This window comes from Cupriavidus sp. 207A1, assembly GCF_057798955.1.
On sequence record NZ_JBYOJO010000006.1, the window covers coordinates 86,506 to 101,653 of the forward strand.

Annotated in this window: 13 protein-coding genes; 9 read left to right on the plus strand and 4 right to left on the minus strand. The window is 67.0% G+C overall.

Going from position 1 to position 15,148, the window contains the following annotated elements; genetic code table 11:
- Window positions 1-46 precede the first annotated feature (46 nt).
- From AC3FMM_RS12795 to AC3FMM_RS12805, 3 genes are all read left to right on the plus strand, one after another.
- Window positions 47-700, plus strand: coding sequence for a protein-L-isoaspartate O-methyltransferase family protein (locus AC3FMM_RS12795; protein WP_488686762.1), 654 nt, complete (start codon window positions 47-49; stop codon window positions 698-700).
- A 12-nt stretch (window positions 701-712) separates the two neighbouring features.
- Window positions 713-1,036: a rhodanese-like domain-containing protein gene (locus tag AC3FMM_RS12800; RefSeq protein ID WP_115710478.1), complete on the plus strand. Its 324-nt coding sequence runs from the start codon at window positions 713-715 to the stop codon at window positions 1,034-1,036.
- Between the two features lie 74 nt (window positions 1,037-1,110).
- Entirely contained in the window at window positions 1,111-2,631 is a 1,521-nt protein-coding gene (locus AC3FMM_RS12805) for a TolC family outer membrane protein (RefSeq protein WP_488686763.1), read from the plus strand.
- 18 nt (window positions 2,632-2,649) lie between these two features.
- Here the strand turns inward: AC3FMM_RS12805 and AC3FMM_RS12810 are convergent, their stop codons facing one another.
- Window positions 2,650-3,456 (minus strand): DUF4377 domain-containing protein, encoded by an 807-nt coding sequence (locus AC3FMM_RS12810; protein ID WP_488686764.1) that lies wholly within the window; start codon window positions 3,454-3,456, stop codon window positions 2,650-2,652.
- Between the two features lie 355 nt (window positions 3,457-3,811).
- On the opposite strand from AC3FMM_RS12810, the gene AC3FMM_RS12815 reads away from it, so the two are divergent.
- Window positions 3,812-5,101, plus strand: coding sequence for an O-antigen ligase family protein (locus AC3FMM_RS12815; RefSeq protein WP_326346608.1), 1,290 nt, complete (start codon window positions 3,812-3,814; stop codon window positions 5,099-5,101).
- On the plus strand, window positions 5,098-6,189 hold the full coding sequence (locus tag AC3FMM_RS12820; protein ID WP_488686765.1) for a glycosyltransferase family 4 protein: 1,092 nt from the start codon (window positions 5,098-5,100) through the stop codon (window positions 6,187-6,189). Before AC3FMM_RS12815 ends, AC3FMM_RS12820 begins: the two co-directional genes overlap by 4 nt.
- Before the next feature lie 7 nt (window positions 6,190-6,196).
- Here the strand turns inward: AC3FMM_RS12820 and waaA are convergent, their stop codons facing one another.
- The 3 genes from waaA to AC3FMM_RS12835 are packed head-to-tail and all read right to left on the minus strand — an operon-like array spanning window position 6,197 to window position 9,958.
- The gene (gene waaA, locus AC3FMM_RS12825) at window positions 6,197-7,486 is read right to left on the minus strand and encodes a lipid IV(A) 3-deoxy-D-manno-octulosonic acid transferase (RefSeq protein ID WP_488686766.1); all 1,290 of its coding nucleotides are present in this window, start codon (window positions 7,484-7,486) and stop codon (window positions 6,197-6,199) included.
- Window positions 7,486-8,592, minus strand: a complete 1,107-nt coding sequence (gene waaC, locus AC3FMM_RS12830) for a lipopolysaccharide heptosyltransferase I (protein WP_488686767.1) — start codon at window positions 8,590-8,592, stop codon at window positions 7,486-7,488. The genes waaA and waaC overlap by 1 nt, the downstream gene beginning before the upstream one ends.
- Window positions 8,573-9,958 (minus strand): phosphomannomutase/phosphoglucomutase, encoded by a 1,386-nt coding sequence (locus tag AC3FMM_RS12835; RefSeq protein ID WP_111519373.1) that lies wholly within the window; start codon window positions 9,956-9,958, stop codon window positions 8,573-8,575. Before AC3FMM_RS12835 ends, waaC begins: the two co-directional genes overlap by 20 nt.
- Before the next feature lie 243 nt (window positions 9,959-10,201).
- Between AC3FMM_RS12835 and AC3FMM_RS12840 the strand changes: the two genes are divergently transcribed.
- The 4 genes from AC3FMM_RS12840 to AC3FMM_RS12855 are packed head-to-tail and all read left to right on the plus strand — an operon-like array spanning window position 10,202 to window position 15,043.
- Window positions 10,202-11,344: a glycosyltransferase family 4 protein gene (locus AC3FMM_RS12840; protein WP_115710491.1), complete on the plus strand. Its 1,143-nt coding sequence runs from the start codon at window positions 10,202-10,204 to the stop codon at window positions 11,342-11,344.
- Window positions 11,341-12,660, plus strand: coding sequence for a sugar transferase (locus AC3FMM_RS12845; RefSeq protein ID WP_115710492.1), 1,320 nt, complete (start codon window positions 11,341-11,343; stop codon window positions 12,658-12,660). The genes AC3FMM_RS12840 and AC3FMM_RS12845 overlap by 4 nt, the downstream gene beginning before the upstream one ends.
- Window positions 12,660-13,793, plus strand: a complete 1,134-nt coding sequence (locus AC3FMM_RS12850) for a glycosyltransferase (protein WP_488686768.1) — start codon at window positions 12,660-12,662, stop codon at window positions 13,791-13,793. The genes AC3FMM_RS12845 and AC3FMM_RS12850 overlap by 1 nt, the downstream gene beginning before the upstream one ends.
- Window positions 13,793-15,043 carry a lipopolysaccharide biosynthesis protein gene (locus AC3FMM_RS12855; protein WP_488686769.1) on the plus strand — a complete coding sequence of 417 codons (1,251 nt, stop codon included), beginning with the start codon at window positions 13,793-13,795 and terminating at the stop codon, window positions 15,041-15,043. The genes AC3FMM_RS12850 and AC3FMM_RS12855 overlap by 1 nt, the downstream gene beginning before the upstream one ends.
- Window positions 15,044-15,148 lie beyond the last annotated feature (105 nt).

Genomic DNA, 15,148 nt, shown 5'->3' on the forward strand with positions numbered 1-15,148 from the left:
CCGGCGCACAGACCGACAGCGGTTGGCATTGGTAAGGAATGGCAAGATGGATCTCGAAAAAGCCCGATTCAATATGATCGAACAGCAAATCCGCCCGTGGGACGTGCTGGACCAGGAAATCCTGGACCTGCTGGCGGTGGTCAAGCGGGAGCAGTTCGTCCCGTCCGCGTACGCCTCGCTGGCGTTCGTCGACATGGAGATTCCGCTGCCCGCCGGGCAGAACATGCTGGCGCCGCGCGTCGAAGCCCGCATCCTGCAGGACCTGGCCGTGCGCAAGCATGAGACCGTGCTGGAAATCGGCGCCGGTTCCGGCTACATGGCCGCGCTGCTGGCCAACCGCGCCCGCCACGTACTGACGGTCGACATCGTGCCCGAGTTGGTCCAACTGGCCCGCACCAACCTGGCCAACGCCGGCGTGACCAACGTCGAGGTCGCCGAAGGCAATGCCGCCGACGGCTGGGCCGCCGCCGCGCCCTACGACGTGATCTGCATTTCCGGCTCGCTGCCGGCGATCCCGCCGTCGATCCTGGCGCAGGTGAAGGTGGGCGGGCGCATCGCCGCGTTCGTCGGCGAACTGCCGGTGATGGAAGCGCGCCTGGTCACGCGCGTATCCGAGACCGAGTACCAGGTCGTCAACCTGTTCGAGACCGCGGTCAAGCCCCTGCAGGGCGCGGCCCGGCCGTCGCAATTCCAGTTCTGAGGACGTACCGCCATGCAGGTCATCCAAGCGACCGAACTTGCCCAGTGGCTGGCCGACGCCAGCCGCGCCAAGCCGGTCCTGCTCGACGTGCGTGAAGGCTGGGAGGTGCAGACCTGCGCCCTCCCCGGCATCACCCACATCCCGATGCGCGACATCCCGGCGCGCGCAGCCGAGCTCGACGAAGACGCCGACATCGTCTGCATCTGCCATCACGGCGCACGCAGCATGCAGGTGGCGGCCTACCTCGAGCGCCAGGGCTTCGGCAAGGTCTACAACCTGACCGGCGGCGTCGACGCCTGGGCCAGCCAGGTCGACCCCGCCATGCCGAAGTACTGACGCGGCAGCCAGCAGCAACACGAAGAAGAAACGACTGTCGGCCGCGGCACCCGCCGCGCCCACCTGGAGGTGTCATGACGTTTGCGCCCAACGCCCAGCCCGGAGCGATCCGGACGCGCCTGGCGATCGCGGTTTCCCTGCTGGCCCCGCTGCTGGCCCTGATGCCCGCGGCGCCGGCCAGCGCGGCCGACCTGCTGCAGGTCTACCGCGATGCGCAAGCCAATGACGCCCAGTTCGCCAGCGCGCGCGCCCAGCTGCTGGCCACGCGCGAGAAGCTGCCCCAGGGCCGCGCCGGCCTGCTGCCGCAGGTGGTGGGTACCGCGGGCGCCAACCGCACCAAGCTGGACCAGACCGCGTCGCTGCCGATCGGCGGCGCACCCAGCGCCTCCGGCACGCGCTTCTTCAACAACAACAACTGGCAGCTGCAGCTGAGCCAGCCGCTGTTCCGCTGGGACCGCTGGGAAACCTACAAGCAGGGCGAGCTGGCCGCGCAGGCGGGCGAAGTCACCTTCCACCAGGCCGAGCTCGACCTGATCACGCGCAGTGCGCAGGCCTACTTCGACGTGCTGGCCGCGCAGGACAACCTCTACCTGGCGCGCGCGCAGAAGAAGGCCATCTCCGAGCAACTGGAACAGGCCAGGCGCAATTTCGAGGTCGGCACCGCCACCATCGTCGACGCCAACGACGCCCAGGCCCGCTTCGACCTGGCGACCTCGACCGAAATCGCCGCTCAGAGCGACCTCGAAATCAAGCGCGCCACGCTGCAGCAGATCACCGGCAAGCCTGTCGACGAACTGATGGGCCTGCGCGCCGAAGCGCCGATCCCCGGACCCCAGCCGCCCGATGTCAACGCCTGGGCGGCGCAGGCCGAGACCAGCAACCTGCAGGTCAACCTGGCCAGCTACAACCTCGAGACCGCGCAGCGCGAGACCAACAAGGCCAAGGCCGGGCACCTGCCGTCGGTGGACCTGGTGGCCTCGTACGGCTTCAACAACCAGACCGGCAGCGCCACGCAGGCGATCTCGACGCACTACAACGCGTCGCAGATCGGCGTGCAGCTGACCCTGCCGATCTTCGCCGGCGGCCAGATCCAGTCGCGCGTGCGCGAGACCCTGGCGCTGGCCGACAAGGCCGCCAGTGACCTCGAGTTCGCCCGCCGCACCGCCGCCCAGACCGCGCGCCAGACCTACTCCGGCGTCTCCAACGGCCTGGCCCAGGTCAAGGCGCTGGAGGCAGCCGAGCGCTCCGCCACCAGCGCGGTGGAATCCAACCAGCTCGGCTATGAAGTGGGCGTGCGCATCAATATCGACGTGCTCAACGCCGAAGCCCAGCTGTTCTCCACCCGCCGCGACCTGGCCAAGGCGCGCTACGACACCATCATGAACGGCCTGCGGCTGAAGGCTTCCACCGGGGTACTGCAGGAAGAGGACGTGGTGCAGATCAACACCCTGCTGACCTCGTCGCCAGGCGCGCTGTACAAGCTGCCGGTGCCGGCACAGGCGGGCGCGAAGGTGCCGGCAAACCCGCGCGCGTCGTCGGCCGAGCGCGGCGGCACGCGGCGCGAAGCCACGCCCGCGGGCACGCCGCGCTCCTGATCCTCCGCCTGGTGCGCCTTACTGCGCGCGCGTGCGGGACTCCACGTTGAGCAACTGCCAGCGGATCGCCGATGCATCCGCCGGCGGGTTCGGCACCTGGTATTCGCGCACGCGCAGCCGGTAGGCCACGCCCGGCTCGAAATCCAGCCCTTCGATCGGCCCATACCACAGCTGCCACGGCGCATCCGGCGACTCGCGCCAGCGGTAGCACGTCATCTTGCCGACGCCCGTGCACTCCACACGCTGCGAGTCGATATAGACGGTCTTCTCCACGCCCGCGGCTTCCACGCGCGCACCACGCTTGCCCACGCCTTCGCGCTCGACGAACTGCAGCAGGTCGCCGTCCACGGTCTTCCAGATGATCTGCCGGCCGGTACTGGCCGCCGACGGCTGCGTGCCCACGGTGGCAAACGGCGTCTGCATCGCCTTCAGCAGCGCCGACTCCAGCGTCATGCGCGGTGGCGGGCAAGCCATGCGCGTGCCGGCGATGCGATCGAAGCGGATGCCGGTTTCGGTCTTGCCATAGCTGCCGGTAAAGCGATTGCAGCCGCTGGTGCCGCTGACCGTGCCCTGCGCGGCATCGATGCCCTCGTTGAACTCGAAAATGATCGGCTGGCCATTGTCGCCGTGCGGGATCTCGCGCAGCGAGCCGTCAGGCTGCTGCCAGCGCACCAGTTCCCAGCGGCTCGGTCCGGACGGCTGGGTCTGGTTCAGGTTGGTGCCGGCCGAGGGAAGATTGGGCGCGGTCGCGGTGGTGCAGGCGCCGAGCATGGCGGCGACCAGCACGGCGACCGCCAAGGGCATCGGGCGATTACGACTATCCATAAGAGCTCCTGTTGCGGGCTGCCCCGGGGCGCCCGTAGCGATGTCATCGATGGATGTGACAAGCAGCATGCCGGAAAGTGCACCCCGGCCATAGACCTTCAGTTTAGCAAGCCGATCCGGCAAGGCCTCCACCAAGCGCCTGACCCTCCACACACATCCTGTAACGGGTAGTCACGCTCACCCGGCTAGGATGCGGAACTCCTGGAAATGCCACCGTGGCCATCCGATATAATCGCTTCGCCCCGAGCCGCAATGCCGGCGCCGGGCACCGCTCCTCAGGAGACGGCGACAATAATAAGACGGACGGAACGGCACGCATCTCCCATGCACCACCTTCCTCCGGAAACCTTTCTCCATGCTCTTGATGACGAGATTGCAAGGGTCCCTACCGTTGGGGATCGACAAAGCTCTGTACCTGAGCGCCTGTGTTGTCCTGGCTGCGTTTCCCGCGCTGATGTTCGTCAAGCCGTCGCTCAGCAACACCTGCTTCGGGCTGTTGCTGGGGTGGAGCGCCATCGCCCTGGCTGCCGGCGGCCGCGCGGCCCTGGCCGAATACGGCGCGATCCTGAGCCGCTACTGGCCCTTCATGCTGGCCATGGCGGCGCTGCCGCTGGCCGTGCTGCTTCAGCAACTGCTGACTGGGGCCGAAGACCCGCATGTGCCCTATCTTTACCTGCGTTTTGCGCTGTTCATCCTTCTGGTCCCTGGCATGCTGCGCCTGGGCCGGCGCGGCATGCAGAGCATCCAGTGGGGCTTCGTCGCCTGTGCGCTGATAGCCGCCTTGTGGCTGCACGAAGTGGCCGCAGCAGGCCGCCCCAGCCATGTCGGCTTCTCCAATGTCATTCCCTTCGGCAACCTCGCCCTGCTTACCGGCATGCTCGCCGTGATCTCGATCGGTTGGAACCGCCCCGGCGATCACTGGCTGGCCGGCCTGAAACTGCTGGCCGGCTTCGCGGGCCTGTATGCCTCATACATGAGCGGTACGCGGGGCGGATGGCTGGCGATTCCGGTGTTGGCATTGATCGCATTGGCCGCCTCGCGCCGGTTGACGCGGCTGCACAAGGCGGGGGTGCTGGTGGGGCTGGCCGGGCTGATGGCGCTGGGGTGGTTCAGCAGCGCGATGGTGCAGCAGAGGACGGCTGCGGTTGTATCGGAACTGTCTCAATTTGTTCAGCATGTAACGTCGGACACTTCGATCGGAGTTCGCCTTCAGCTCTGGCGCGCGTCGCTTGAACTGTTCCAGGCCCAACCCTGGACCGGCGTCGGACCGGAACACTTCGAAACGACCCTGCAGACCCTTGCCACTCAGCATGTGATTACGCCGCTGGCGGCGACCATGCCGCATTCTCATAATGAACTGCTGCATGCCGCCGCGACGCTCGGCATTCCTGGATTGCTGGCGATCCTTGCGTTGTACCTTGTGCCCGCCGTATTCTTCCTGCGCCACCTGCGCGGAACCGACCGCGGCACCCGGGTCGCCAGCGCCATGGGCCTGGCGCTGTGCTGCGGCTTCATGGTGTTCGGGCTGACCGAAGTCATGTTCGCCACGACGCTGGTCAATGCCTTCTATAGCCTGGTCATGGCGTTTTGCTTTGCCTACGTCGTCGCGCGCCAAAGCAAACTGCCGGCACCGGCAACGCCTTGAACCCGGACTCGCGGCGCCATATCTGCTTCCTGACCGGCACCCTGAATGCGATGGCCGGCGCGGAGCGGATGACCGCCACCATCGCCAACGCGCTGGCGGCACTGGGACACCGCGTCACCATCCTTAGCCTTTGGGACAGGTCCAGCCAGTTTCCCTTGCACCCCGAAGTGCGCCATGAAGCGGTGTTCCCGCAACGCCCTTCGTTCAAGCGCGCCTATTTCGCCACCGTTGCCGGCATCCGCCGGCACTGCATTGCGCATCGCATCGATGTGCTGGTGCAGGTGGACCCCATGCTGGAACTGTTCGTGCTGCCTGCCACGCTCGGCCTTGGCCTGCACCATATCGCCTGGGAGCACTGTCACTTTGACGAGGACCTCGGCAAGCCCGCACGCAAGCTGGCGCGTCGGCTGGCGGCGCGGTTCTGCCGCCAGGTGGTGGTACTGACGGAGCGCGACCGCAGCCGCTGGCTGGAAGCGCTGCGGCCGCGCAGCGAGGTCGTGTGCCTGCCGAACCCGCTGCCGTTTGCATTGCCGGATGCGCCGGCGACACGCGCGCAAAGGACGGTGCTGGCCATGGGGCGACTGGTCCCGGCCAAGGGTTTCGATGTGCTGCTGCGCGCCTGGAAGATCGTGTCGGCACAGGCGCCGCAATGGCAGTTGCTGATACATGGCGAAGGCGAGCAGCGCCCCGCCCTGGCGGCATTGATCCGGGAACTGGGGCTGGCAGACAGCGCCAGCCTGCCCGGCATCTGCCATGACCCCGTGCAAACCTATGGCAGTGCCTCGGTGTTCTGCCTGAGTTCGCGCTATGAGGGCTTCGGGCTGGTGCTGATCGAAGCGATGGCCTTCGGGCTGCCGATCGTATCAACCGATTGCGAGACCGGCCCGCGCGAATTGCTGGATCCGGGCCAGGACGCGCTGGTGGTTGCCCCCGACGACGCCAATGCCTTGGCCCAGGCGCTGCTGGCCGTGATCCGCCAACCGGAACTGGCAGCAAGGCTCGGCGCCAGCGGCCGCCAGAAAGCCAGCCGGTTCGCGCTGGAACAGATCGCGCAACAATGGGATGCCCTGGTCAGTGCGCCGAGCTAATCTTCAGTCAGCCTTCCAACGTTGGTGCAACGGCCGCCAGGGTGCGCACCGTGGCGCCGCGATGCAAGCCCGAAAAAGTCTGCGCATGCGCACGCATCTCAGCCAGGCGCGCCGGATCTGCCAGCACGCTGGCCGCGGTACGCATCAGCACGTCGGCATTGTCGACACGCAGGCACGCGCCCGCGGCAATTGCATCCTCGGTCGCCTGCGCAAAGTTGAAGGTGTGCGGCCCGATCAGCACGGGGGTGCCGACGGCGCAGGCTTCGATCAGGTTCTGCCCGCCCAGTGGCAACAAGCTGCCACCGATAAACGCCAGGTCCGACGCGGCAAAGTACATGGCCATCTCGCCCATCGAATCGCCCAGCACGATGTCGGCCGTCAGCGGCGACCGCACGCGATCGAGATCCAGATTGCTGCGGCGTTCGACCGAAAACCCGGTCCGCGCGGCCATCGCGGCCACTTCATCGAAACGCTGCGGGTGGCGCGGAATCAGCAGCAGCGCCGGCCGGGGCACGCCTGGCGCCAGGGACTCCCAGCGCGAGAAGGCGTCGAGCAGCATCGCCTCTTCGCCCTCGCGCGTACTGGCCGCCGCCAGCACCGCGCGCGCGCCGAAGGCCTGGCGCAGCTGCCCGCCCAGCGCCACGCCGGCCGGCGCGGGCTGCATGTCGAACTTGAGGTTGCCGGTGATCTGCACCGCCGGCACACCCAGTGCGTGAAAGCGCTCGGCATCGCCCGCCGTCTGTGCCAGCACGCCGGCAAAGTCGCGGTACATCGACGCTGCGGCGCGACCGAAGCGGGCCGTGCGCCGGTAGCTGCGCGGCGACAAGCGGGCGTTGACGAGGTACAGCGGCACGCCCGCCTTGCGCGCGCCATGGACCAGGTTCGGCCACACCTCGGTCTCCATCAGCATGCCCACCTGCGGCCGGAAATACCGCATGAACCGCCGCACCAGCCACGGCAGGTCGTACGGCAGGTAGCACTGCACCACGCGCGGCTCCTTGCCAAACAACTGCGCGCCGGTCTGGCGGCCGGTTGGCGTCATGTGGGTCAGCAGCAGGCGGTGATGGGGATGCGCGGCCAGCAGCGCCTCGACCAGCGGCTGGGCGGCGCGGGTCTCGCCCACCGACACGGCGTGGACCCATAGCCACGGCCCCGGCTTCGGCAGGCCGCCATAGGCCCCGAGGCGTTCGCCGACATGCTGCAGGTAGCCCGGCTCCTTGCGCGCACGCCAGGCCAGGCGCAGCAGCGCCAGCGGCAGCACCGCCACCCATAACAAGCTGTACAGGAGACGCAACATCAGGCAGCCACTCCGCGCACGCGGCACGCCGCCTCGTAGACTTCATCGACCGACGGCACCACGCCGTCGTCGCCGACATTGGCAATGCGTTCCGACCAGTAGCCTTCGGTCTTCCAGCGCCAGGTGGCGGTATAGATTTCCACGGTGGGCCGGCACAGCGCCGCGGCGATATGGACCAGTCCGGTATCTACGCCGATCACGACTTCGGCGCGATTGATCAGGCCAAAGCCCTGCATCACGGAAAAGCGCGGCAACACCTTGGCCCGCGGCACGCCCGCAGCAATGGCTTCGGCAGCCTGGCGTTCCTTGTCATTGCCCCATGGCAACAGCATCACCAGGCCTTCTTGATTCAGACGCTCGCCCAGCGCGTGCCAGTTCTGCAGCGCCCATTTCTTGCGCGCCCCCGCGGTCGCATGGAAGCACACGGCATAGCGCGCCGGCAAATCCGCCCATAGCGGATCGTCGACGGACAGCGTCCGCGCGGCCTCCCCGAAAAACAACGGCGGCTCCGCCGGCGCGGTCCCGGTCAGCGCTGCGCCGAGCAAGCGCGAGCGCCGCACCGAATGGGTCTGGCGCGGCACCGATACCGGATCGGTATAAAGCAGCCGCGCCGCCGGCTCATAGCCCGAGCCCTGCGTCGCGTTGCCAAGCCCGATGATGGGCGCGCCCGGCGCGCGCGCGGCAACGCGCGCCACCACCGCGGTCTTGAGCAAGCCCTGGCTTTCGATCACGGCGTCATAGCGTTCCTGGCGCAAGGCGTCGCGCACCGCGCCGATCTCGCGCCAGGTGCCGCCCTGCAGCAGGCGCTTGCGCCAGCGCCGCAGCGCAAACGGGATCACGCGGCGCACCTCGGGCAGCAGGCGTACCAGCTCAACGTAGCCTTCTTCGACAACCCAGTCGATCTCGGCGCCCGGCCAGCGCGCGCGCAAGTCGTGCACCAGCGGCATGTTGTGCACCACATCGCCGAGCGACGATACCTTGACCAGCAGGATGCGCGGCCGCTCCGGCAGCGCAAAAGGCACCGCGGCCGGCATGGGCTGTGCCACACCGGCCGCGTCAGACGATGCCGCAGGCACCGTCGCGCCCTCAGAACGGGAGCTGAGCATCCGGCTTCTCGGCGAGGATCACGCGCTTGAACTCTGCCTGGATGCGCGCCAGCGCGGCGTCGTTGTCCGCTTCGAAACGCATCACCACCACCGGCGTGGTATTGGACGGACGCGCCAGGCCAAAGCCGTCGGCATATTCCACCCGCACGCCGTCGATGGTGATCACTTCGCGCGCGCCGTCGAACCTGGCGTTGGCGCGGATCTTGTCGAGCAGCGTGAAGGGCTCGCCCTCGGCGCACTTGAGTTGCAGTTCAGGGGTGTTGTTGGCGTTCGGCAGCGCGTTCAGCACGGCGCTGGGATCGGCATGGCGCGACAGGATTTCCAGCAGCCGCGCGCCGGTGTACAGGCCATCGTCAAAACCGTACCAGCGGTCCTTGAAGAAGACATGGCCGCTCATTTCACCGGCGATCGGCGCGCCGGTTTCCTTCAGCTTGGCCTTCACCAGCGAATGCCCGGTCTTCCACATCAGCGGCTCACCGCCGTGCTGGCGGATCCACGGCGCCAGCTTGCCGGTGCACTTGACGTCGTAGATCACCTGCGCACCGGGATTGCGCGACAGGATTTCCTCGGCGAACAGCATCAGCTGGCGGTCCGGGAAAATCACCTGTCCGTCCTTGGTCACCACGCCCAGGCGGTCGCCGTCGCCATCGAAGGCCAGGCCCAGCTCGCAGTCGGTCTCGCGCAGGGTCTTCATCAGGTCCTGCAGGTTTTCGATATGCGCGGGATCGGGATGGTGGTTGGGGAAGTTGCCGTCGACCTCGCAGAACAGCTCGACCACTTCACAGCCCAGGCCGCGGAACAGATCGCCGACAAAGGCACCGGCCACGCCATTGCCGGCATCGAGTGCAATCTTCATCGGGCGGGACAGCTTGACGTCTCCCAGGATCCGATCGAGATACTTCGCGCGCACATCGACTTCCTTGTACGCGCCTGCGCCCTGGGTGAAAGCGCCGGCCTCGATGCGCTTGCGCAGGTCCTGGATCTGCTCGCCGTAGATGGCCCGGCCCGCCAGCACCATCTTGAAGCCGTTGTAGTCGGGCGGGTTATGGCTGCCGGTCACCATGATGCCCGAGGTGGGGCGCACGCCGTCGATCTCGATATTGGTTGCGAAATAGACCATCGGCGTCGCCACCATGCCCAGGTCCAGCACGTCCAGCCCGGTGGCGCGCAGCCCCTCGACCAGGCCACCGATCAGGTCCGGGCCGGACAGCCGGCCGTCACGGCCGACGGCGATGGAAGTCTCGCCAAGCTCCACGGCGGCGGAGCCGAACGACAAGCCGATCTGGCGCGCGACGTCGCGGGTGAGCGTTTTACCCACGATGCCGCGAATGTCATAGGCTTTGAAGATGGAAGGATCGATTTGCATGTAGGGTCCTGAGTTGCTTGTCGTCCGCGCCACACCTTGCCAGCAGGCCGATGCGGCGCCCCAAAGGCAGCTATTTTGCCGGATTGCGGCGGGCCCGGGCGGTATAATCGCCGCATTATCACGGATGGACACAATTTTCGGAGTCTGTCCTACATCCGGCGGTGCCCTGCCCAGCGCTCAGGGGTATTTTGTCCTGCCGCGGCACCCGCGGCGGACCCGATCCGTCACGAAACGTACACAGCCTTGAAGCCATCCGCGCAACCGTCGTCCCGACCTCGCATTGCCTACCTGATCACCAATGCGGAGATCGGCGGCGCGCAGTCGCATGTCGCCGACCTGCTGCGGTCGACGGCCGGCAAGGCGGATACCGTGCTGCTGGCGGGCGGCGAAGGCCCCCTCTTCGAGATCGCCGCACGCACCGGCGCGCAGACCATCCGGCTGACACGGCTGGACAATGCCCTGTCGCCCTGGCGCGCCATCCATGCCTTGCGTGAACTGGTCGGGGCATTGAAACACGCCGCGCCGGACCTGATCCATGCCCACAGCGCCAAGGCAGGCGCGCTGGGCCGCATCGCCGGACTGTTACTCGGCATACCCGTGGTATATACCGTCCACGGCTTTGCCTTCAAGGCCGAAGCCCCACCCCGCCAGCGCCTGGCCGCGCGCGTGGCGGAATGGCTGCTGGCACCGCTGGCCGCGCGCGTAATCTGCGTCGCGCAAGCGGAACGACAACTGGCCCGATCGCTTCCGCTTGCCGCCGAACGCATCTCGGTCATTCCCAACGGCATCCCCGATACACCTCATCGCGCCGACCCGCAAGCCCCCCTGCGAAGGATTGTGATGGTCGCGCGCTTTGCCGCGCCCAAGCGCCCGGACGCGGCGATCCGCGCGTTCGCGCGCGCAGGGCTGGAGTCGTGCGTACTGACCCTGGTCGGAGACGGCCCGCAGCGGCACGCCATGCAGCAGCTGGCGCAACAGCTTGCACCGGGGCGCGTGGAGTTTCCCGGCAACGTCACCGAAGTACCGGCGCTGCTGGCTTCGGCGCAGGCCTTTGTGCTGGCGTCGGACCACGAAGGCTTTCCGCTGTCCGTGCTCGAGGCGATGCGTGCCGGACTGCCGGTAGTCGCCTCAAACCTGCCTGGCATTCGTGAACAGATCGAAGACAACCGGCACGGGCTGCTGGTCGATCACGATGACGAGCATGCGTTCGCCGCAGCGCTGCGCCGCCTTGCCGACGACAGCGCCCTGCGTGCGGCGCTTGGCCATGGCGCGCGCCAGCGCTGGGAGCAATGCTATGGCCTGGAACGCATGACCGACGCCACCTGGTCCGTCTACCGCGACGCTCTCGCCCAAACGCCCCGCGCCGCGCGGGTGCCGACGTCATGACCATCAAGGCCGACAGCATGCGGCACCGCGCCCTGCGCATGCGCACCGGCGGCTCGGAGACCGTGCGCCGCGTCAGCCGGATGGTGGCTTGGGCGGTGCTCGGCCTGGCGCTGTTCGCGCTCAGCGCGGTCGGCGCCGAAATGGCCCACCGTGCCGGCATCGTGACCTACGTGTTCACGCGCACCCTGCTATGGTCCGTCGTGCCGTACCTGGTCGCGTTCATGCTGCTGCATCGCTCGCTGCACCTGCCGGCGATGGAAGGCAACAGCCTGGCCGGACTTGCCGCGACGCTGCCGTTCTGCGGCCTGCTCTTCGTGTTTGCCGCCTTCCATATCGAATACTCGCGCGGCGCGCTGCTGCTGTCCTACCTGATCACACTGGCGTGGCTCTGGACCGGCTATCGACGCTTCGTGCAGAACTACGTGCCGCTGTTCGGCTATACCGATCCGGGTACGCTGGCGCAGCTGGACGCCATCCTCGCCATGCCCGGCGCCGCGGCGCCGGCGCGCATCCGCTTCGAACCGGTGGGCTCGCTGGAGGACGCCAGGCACTTCGACGGCCTGATGGTAGAGCGCAGCGCCACCGGCGACCCCGAACGCACGCGGCTGCTCGCGCACTACAAGATGAGCCATGTCCGCATGTACTCGGTCGAGCGCGTCGGCGAAATGCTGACCGGCCGCGTCGGCCTGGCGCATATCGACGAGAACTTCCTGGACGACTACGCCGCGCACTACCTCTACGGCTACCTGAAGCGCGCGATCGATATCGTGGCCGTCACCTGCCTGGCACCGCTGGCCGTGCCGCTGGGACTCGCCGTCGCGCTCGCCATCCGACTCGAAACGCCTGGCGGCGCCATCTTCCGGCAAGAACGCGTGGGCCTGTTCGGCAAGCCTTTTGTCATGCTCAAGTTCCGCAGCATGGGCGTCGACGCCAGCGCGCCCGCCCTGTTCGCGGCACGCCGCGATCCGCGCGTGACCCGGGTCGGACGCATTATCCGCAAGTACCGCCTGGACGAGATCCCCCAGCTTTGGAACGTGCTGCTCGGGCATATGAGCCTGATCGGCCCGCGGCCGGAGCAGGCGCCCATGGTCGACCGGTTTTCCGAGACCATCCCCTATTACCCGTACCGGCACCTGGTGCGGCCCGGCCTCTCCGGCTGGGCGCAGGTGCAGCAGGGTTATGCCGGCAGCCATGAAGAGACTGTGACCAAGCTCAGCTATGACCTGTATTACGTCAAGCATTGTTCGCTGGCACTGGACCTGCTAATCGGGGTGAAGACGCTCAGGACCCTCGCGACCGGTTACGGAGCCCGCTGATGGGCAGCGTCGACGAGACTGCCGCGCCGGCGCCATTGCGCATCTTTGTCATCACCACAGGCCTCAAGCTGGGCGGCGCCGAGCAGCAGATCGCGGCGCTGGCGCGCGCCTTCCTGGCACTGGGCAACGAGGTCGCCATCCTCAGCCTGACGCAGGGGCAGGAGATCGACTTGCCTGCCGCCATCCACGTCACCGAACTGGACATGCGCAAGACCCCGCTGTCGATGCTGGCGGCCCTGCGCAAGGCCCGGCTGCTCGTGCGGCAATGGCGCCCGGATGTTATCCACGCCCATATGGTCCACGCCAATCTGTTCGCACGGGTACTGTCCAGGATGGGACGCATGCCGCCAGTCATATGCTCGGCGCACAGCGCACGCGAAGGCGGCCGCCTGCGCGCCCTCGCCTACCGCGTCACGGATCGCTGGTGCGCCCTGACGACCCACGTCAGCGACGCCGGCCGCCTGGCGATGGTGGCCAGCGGCGCCGTGCCGGACGGGCGCGTGATCGTGATGCCGAACGGCATCGATACCGGCCGCTTTCGCCCGGACCAGGCTTCGCGCGAACAGGCCCGACGCGACCTCGGCCTGGGCCCCGACGACGTGCTGGTCCTCAACGTCGGCAGGCTGGTACCGGAAAAGGACCAGGCCATGCTGATCGAGGCCTTCGCCGAGCTCAGCCGCGACATGCCCAAGGCACGGCTCATGATTGCCGGAGATGGTCCGTTGCGCGATGAACTGGCGCATCGGGTCGCCCGGCACGGGCTGAATCATGCCGTACTGTTGGCCGGCGCCAGGACGGACATCCCGGAGCTGCTGCGCGCCGCCGATGTCTTCGTGCTGTCTTCGCGTATCGAAGGCATGCCGCTGGCGGTAGGCGAAGCGCTGGCCAGCGGTCTGCCGGTCGTGGCGACCGCCGCGGCAGGTGTATCCGAACTGGCGGCAGACACCGCCACGCTAATCCCCCCCGGAAATCCACAAGCCCTGTCGAGCGCCTTGCGCAACGCCATCGCAGGCCTGCCCGGCACCGAAACTGAACGCGACCGGCGCCGCCAGCGGATCGTCGGCCATTTCGACGTGAATGGTGTGGCGCGGCAATGGCTGGCGCAATACCGTAGCCTGAGGAAGCAACCCTGATGCGCCGCAAAGTCGCGGGCAACCTGCTCTGGCTGCTGGCCGACCGTGGCTTGCAGGTGGTCGTGGGCATCGGCGTGGTGGCCATGCTGGCGCGGGCGCTGGGCACCGAAGGGTTCGCGCATTTCCAGTATGCGCAGTCGCTGGTGTTTATTGCGGCGTCGATACCGTTGATCTGTTCGGCGGAGGTGGTGGTGCCGCGGTTGGTGGCTCGGCCGGCTCCTGAAGCCACACACGCGCTGCTCGCCCACGCCTTTGCGATTCGCATGTCCGCAGGCATAGCCGGTTACGCACTGATGTGCGCCTACCTGGCATTCACACAACAGCCGGCAGACACATGGATCCCCGCAGCCATCCTCGGCACAGCCATCATGCTGCGCGAACCGTTCGGCGTGGTCATTGCATGGATGCAGGCGCGTACGCATAACCGGCCGAACGTGGTCTTCAACCTCGTTGCAATGGCTGCGAAGGTCGCTCTGATCGGCGCGCTGTTCTTTACAGGCGTCAATTTGGTGCCTGCGTATGCGACAGCCTTTGCCATCGAACCGCTGATTGCCGCTGCGTTGCTAGCCTGGTACTACCTGTCACGCGCGCCGCGTAACGTACCTGCCCGCGACGCGACGCTGACCCGTGACCTGGTACGTGATGGGACGCTGTTCTGGGTGAGCTTTATGCTGATGGTGTGTGCCCGGCGTGCCGACCAGTTAATTCTCAAGCCGCTTGTGCCGCTAGCGGAACTGGGGGCCTATGCGGCGACGATGCAAGTGCTGGACAACTTTACGACTGTCGCCACCATTCTTGCCGCAGGCATTGCACCGATGTATGTGTTTGGCCAGCAATCGGCCGAAGCCGCCAGAAGGAACGTACTTCGCGTGGCGGGCGGCATGACGGCAATCGGGCTATGCGGTGCACTCATTCTGGCGCTTTGTGCGGAATGGGTCGTTGCGTTGCTGTACGGGCAAGCATTTGGTGAGACGGTCATGCTGCTGCGGCTGGCGGCACTGGCATCCACTCTTGTTTTTGCGGATGTCGGTTTGAGTCTGTTGCCCGTGTTCCTGCGCAAGCCGAGGTGGGTGGCGATGAAGTGGGCGCTGGTGCTGACTACGACGGTAATTGTCGACCTCATTGCGGTACCGCGTTTGGGTACACGCGGGGCAGTGCTTGGCTATGCGGTGGGAAATGCCGTGGCCTTGCTATTGGGGTTGGCTTTGGCACTTCGGGCGCGGACTGCGACGGCCGTTGCATCTGCATAGGCCAAGCTTCACCGGGCGTGGTCACCCATGCCTACCAGCGTAGCCTTTTGAAGTTCTTAGAGTTATCTCATTCTCCCGAGTCTCGCTGACGCGTAGTGTTGACGG

Bases quoted from the DNA above. Each gene is read 5' to 3' on its own strand.
- AC3FMM_RS12855 (WP_488686769.1), top strand. From the start codon at position 13,793: ATGCGCCGCAAAGTCGCGGGCAACCTGCTCTGGCTGCTGGCCGACCGT.
- AC3FMM_RS12815 (WP_326346608.1), top strand. From the start codon at position 3,812: ATGCTCTTGATGACGAGATTGCAAGGGTCCCTACCGTTGGGGATCGAC.
- AC3FMM_RS12805 (WP_488686763.1), top strand. From the start codon at position 1,111: ATGACGTTTGCGCCCAACGCCCAGCCCGGAGCGATCCGGACGCGCCTG.
- AC3FMM_RS12810 (WP_488686764.1), bottom strand. From the start codon at position 3,456: ATGGATAGTCGTAATCGCCCGATGCCCTTGGCGGTCGCCGTGCTGGTC.
- AC3FMM_RS12800 (WP_115710478.1), top strand. From the start codon at position 713: ATGCAGGTCATCCAAGCGACCGAACTTGCCCAGTGGCTGGCCGACGCC.
- AC3FMM_RS12835 (WP_111519373.1), bottom strand. From the start codon at position 9,958: ATGCAAATCGATCCTTCCATCTTCAAAGCCTATGACATTCGCGGCATC.
- waaA (WP_488686766.1), bottom strand. From the start codon at position 7,486: ATGTTGCGTCTCCTGTACAGCTTGTTATGGGTGGCGGTGCTGCCGCTG.
- AC3FMM_RS12850 (WP_488686768.1), top strand. From the start codon at position 12,660: ATGGGCAGCGTCGACGAGACTGCCGCGCCGGCGCCATTGCGCATCTTT.
- AC3FMM_RS12845 (WP_115710492.1), top strand. From the start codon at position 11,341: ATGACCATCAAGGCCGACAGCATGCGGCACCGCGCCCTGCGCATGCGC.
- waaC (WP_488686767.1), bottom strand. From the start codon at position 8,592: ATGCTCAGCTCCCGTTCTGAGGGCGCGACGGTGCCTGCGGCATCGTCT.
- AC3FMM_RS12795 (WP_488686762.1), top strand. From the start codon at position 47: ATGGATCTCGAAAAAGCCCGATTCAATATGATCGAACAGCAAATCCGC.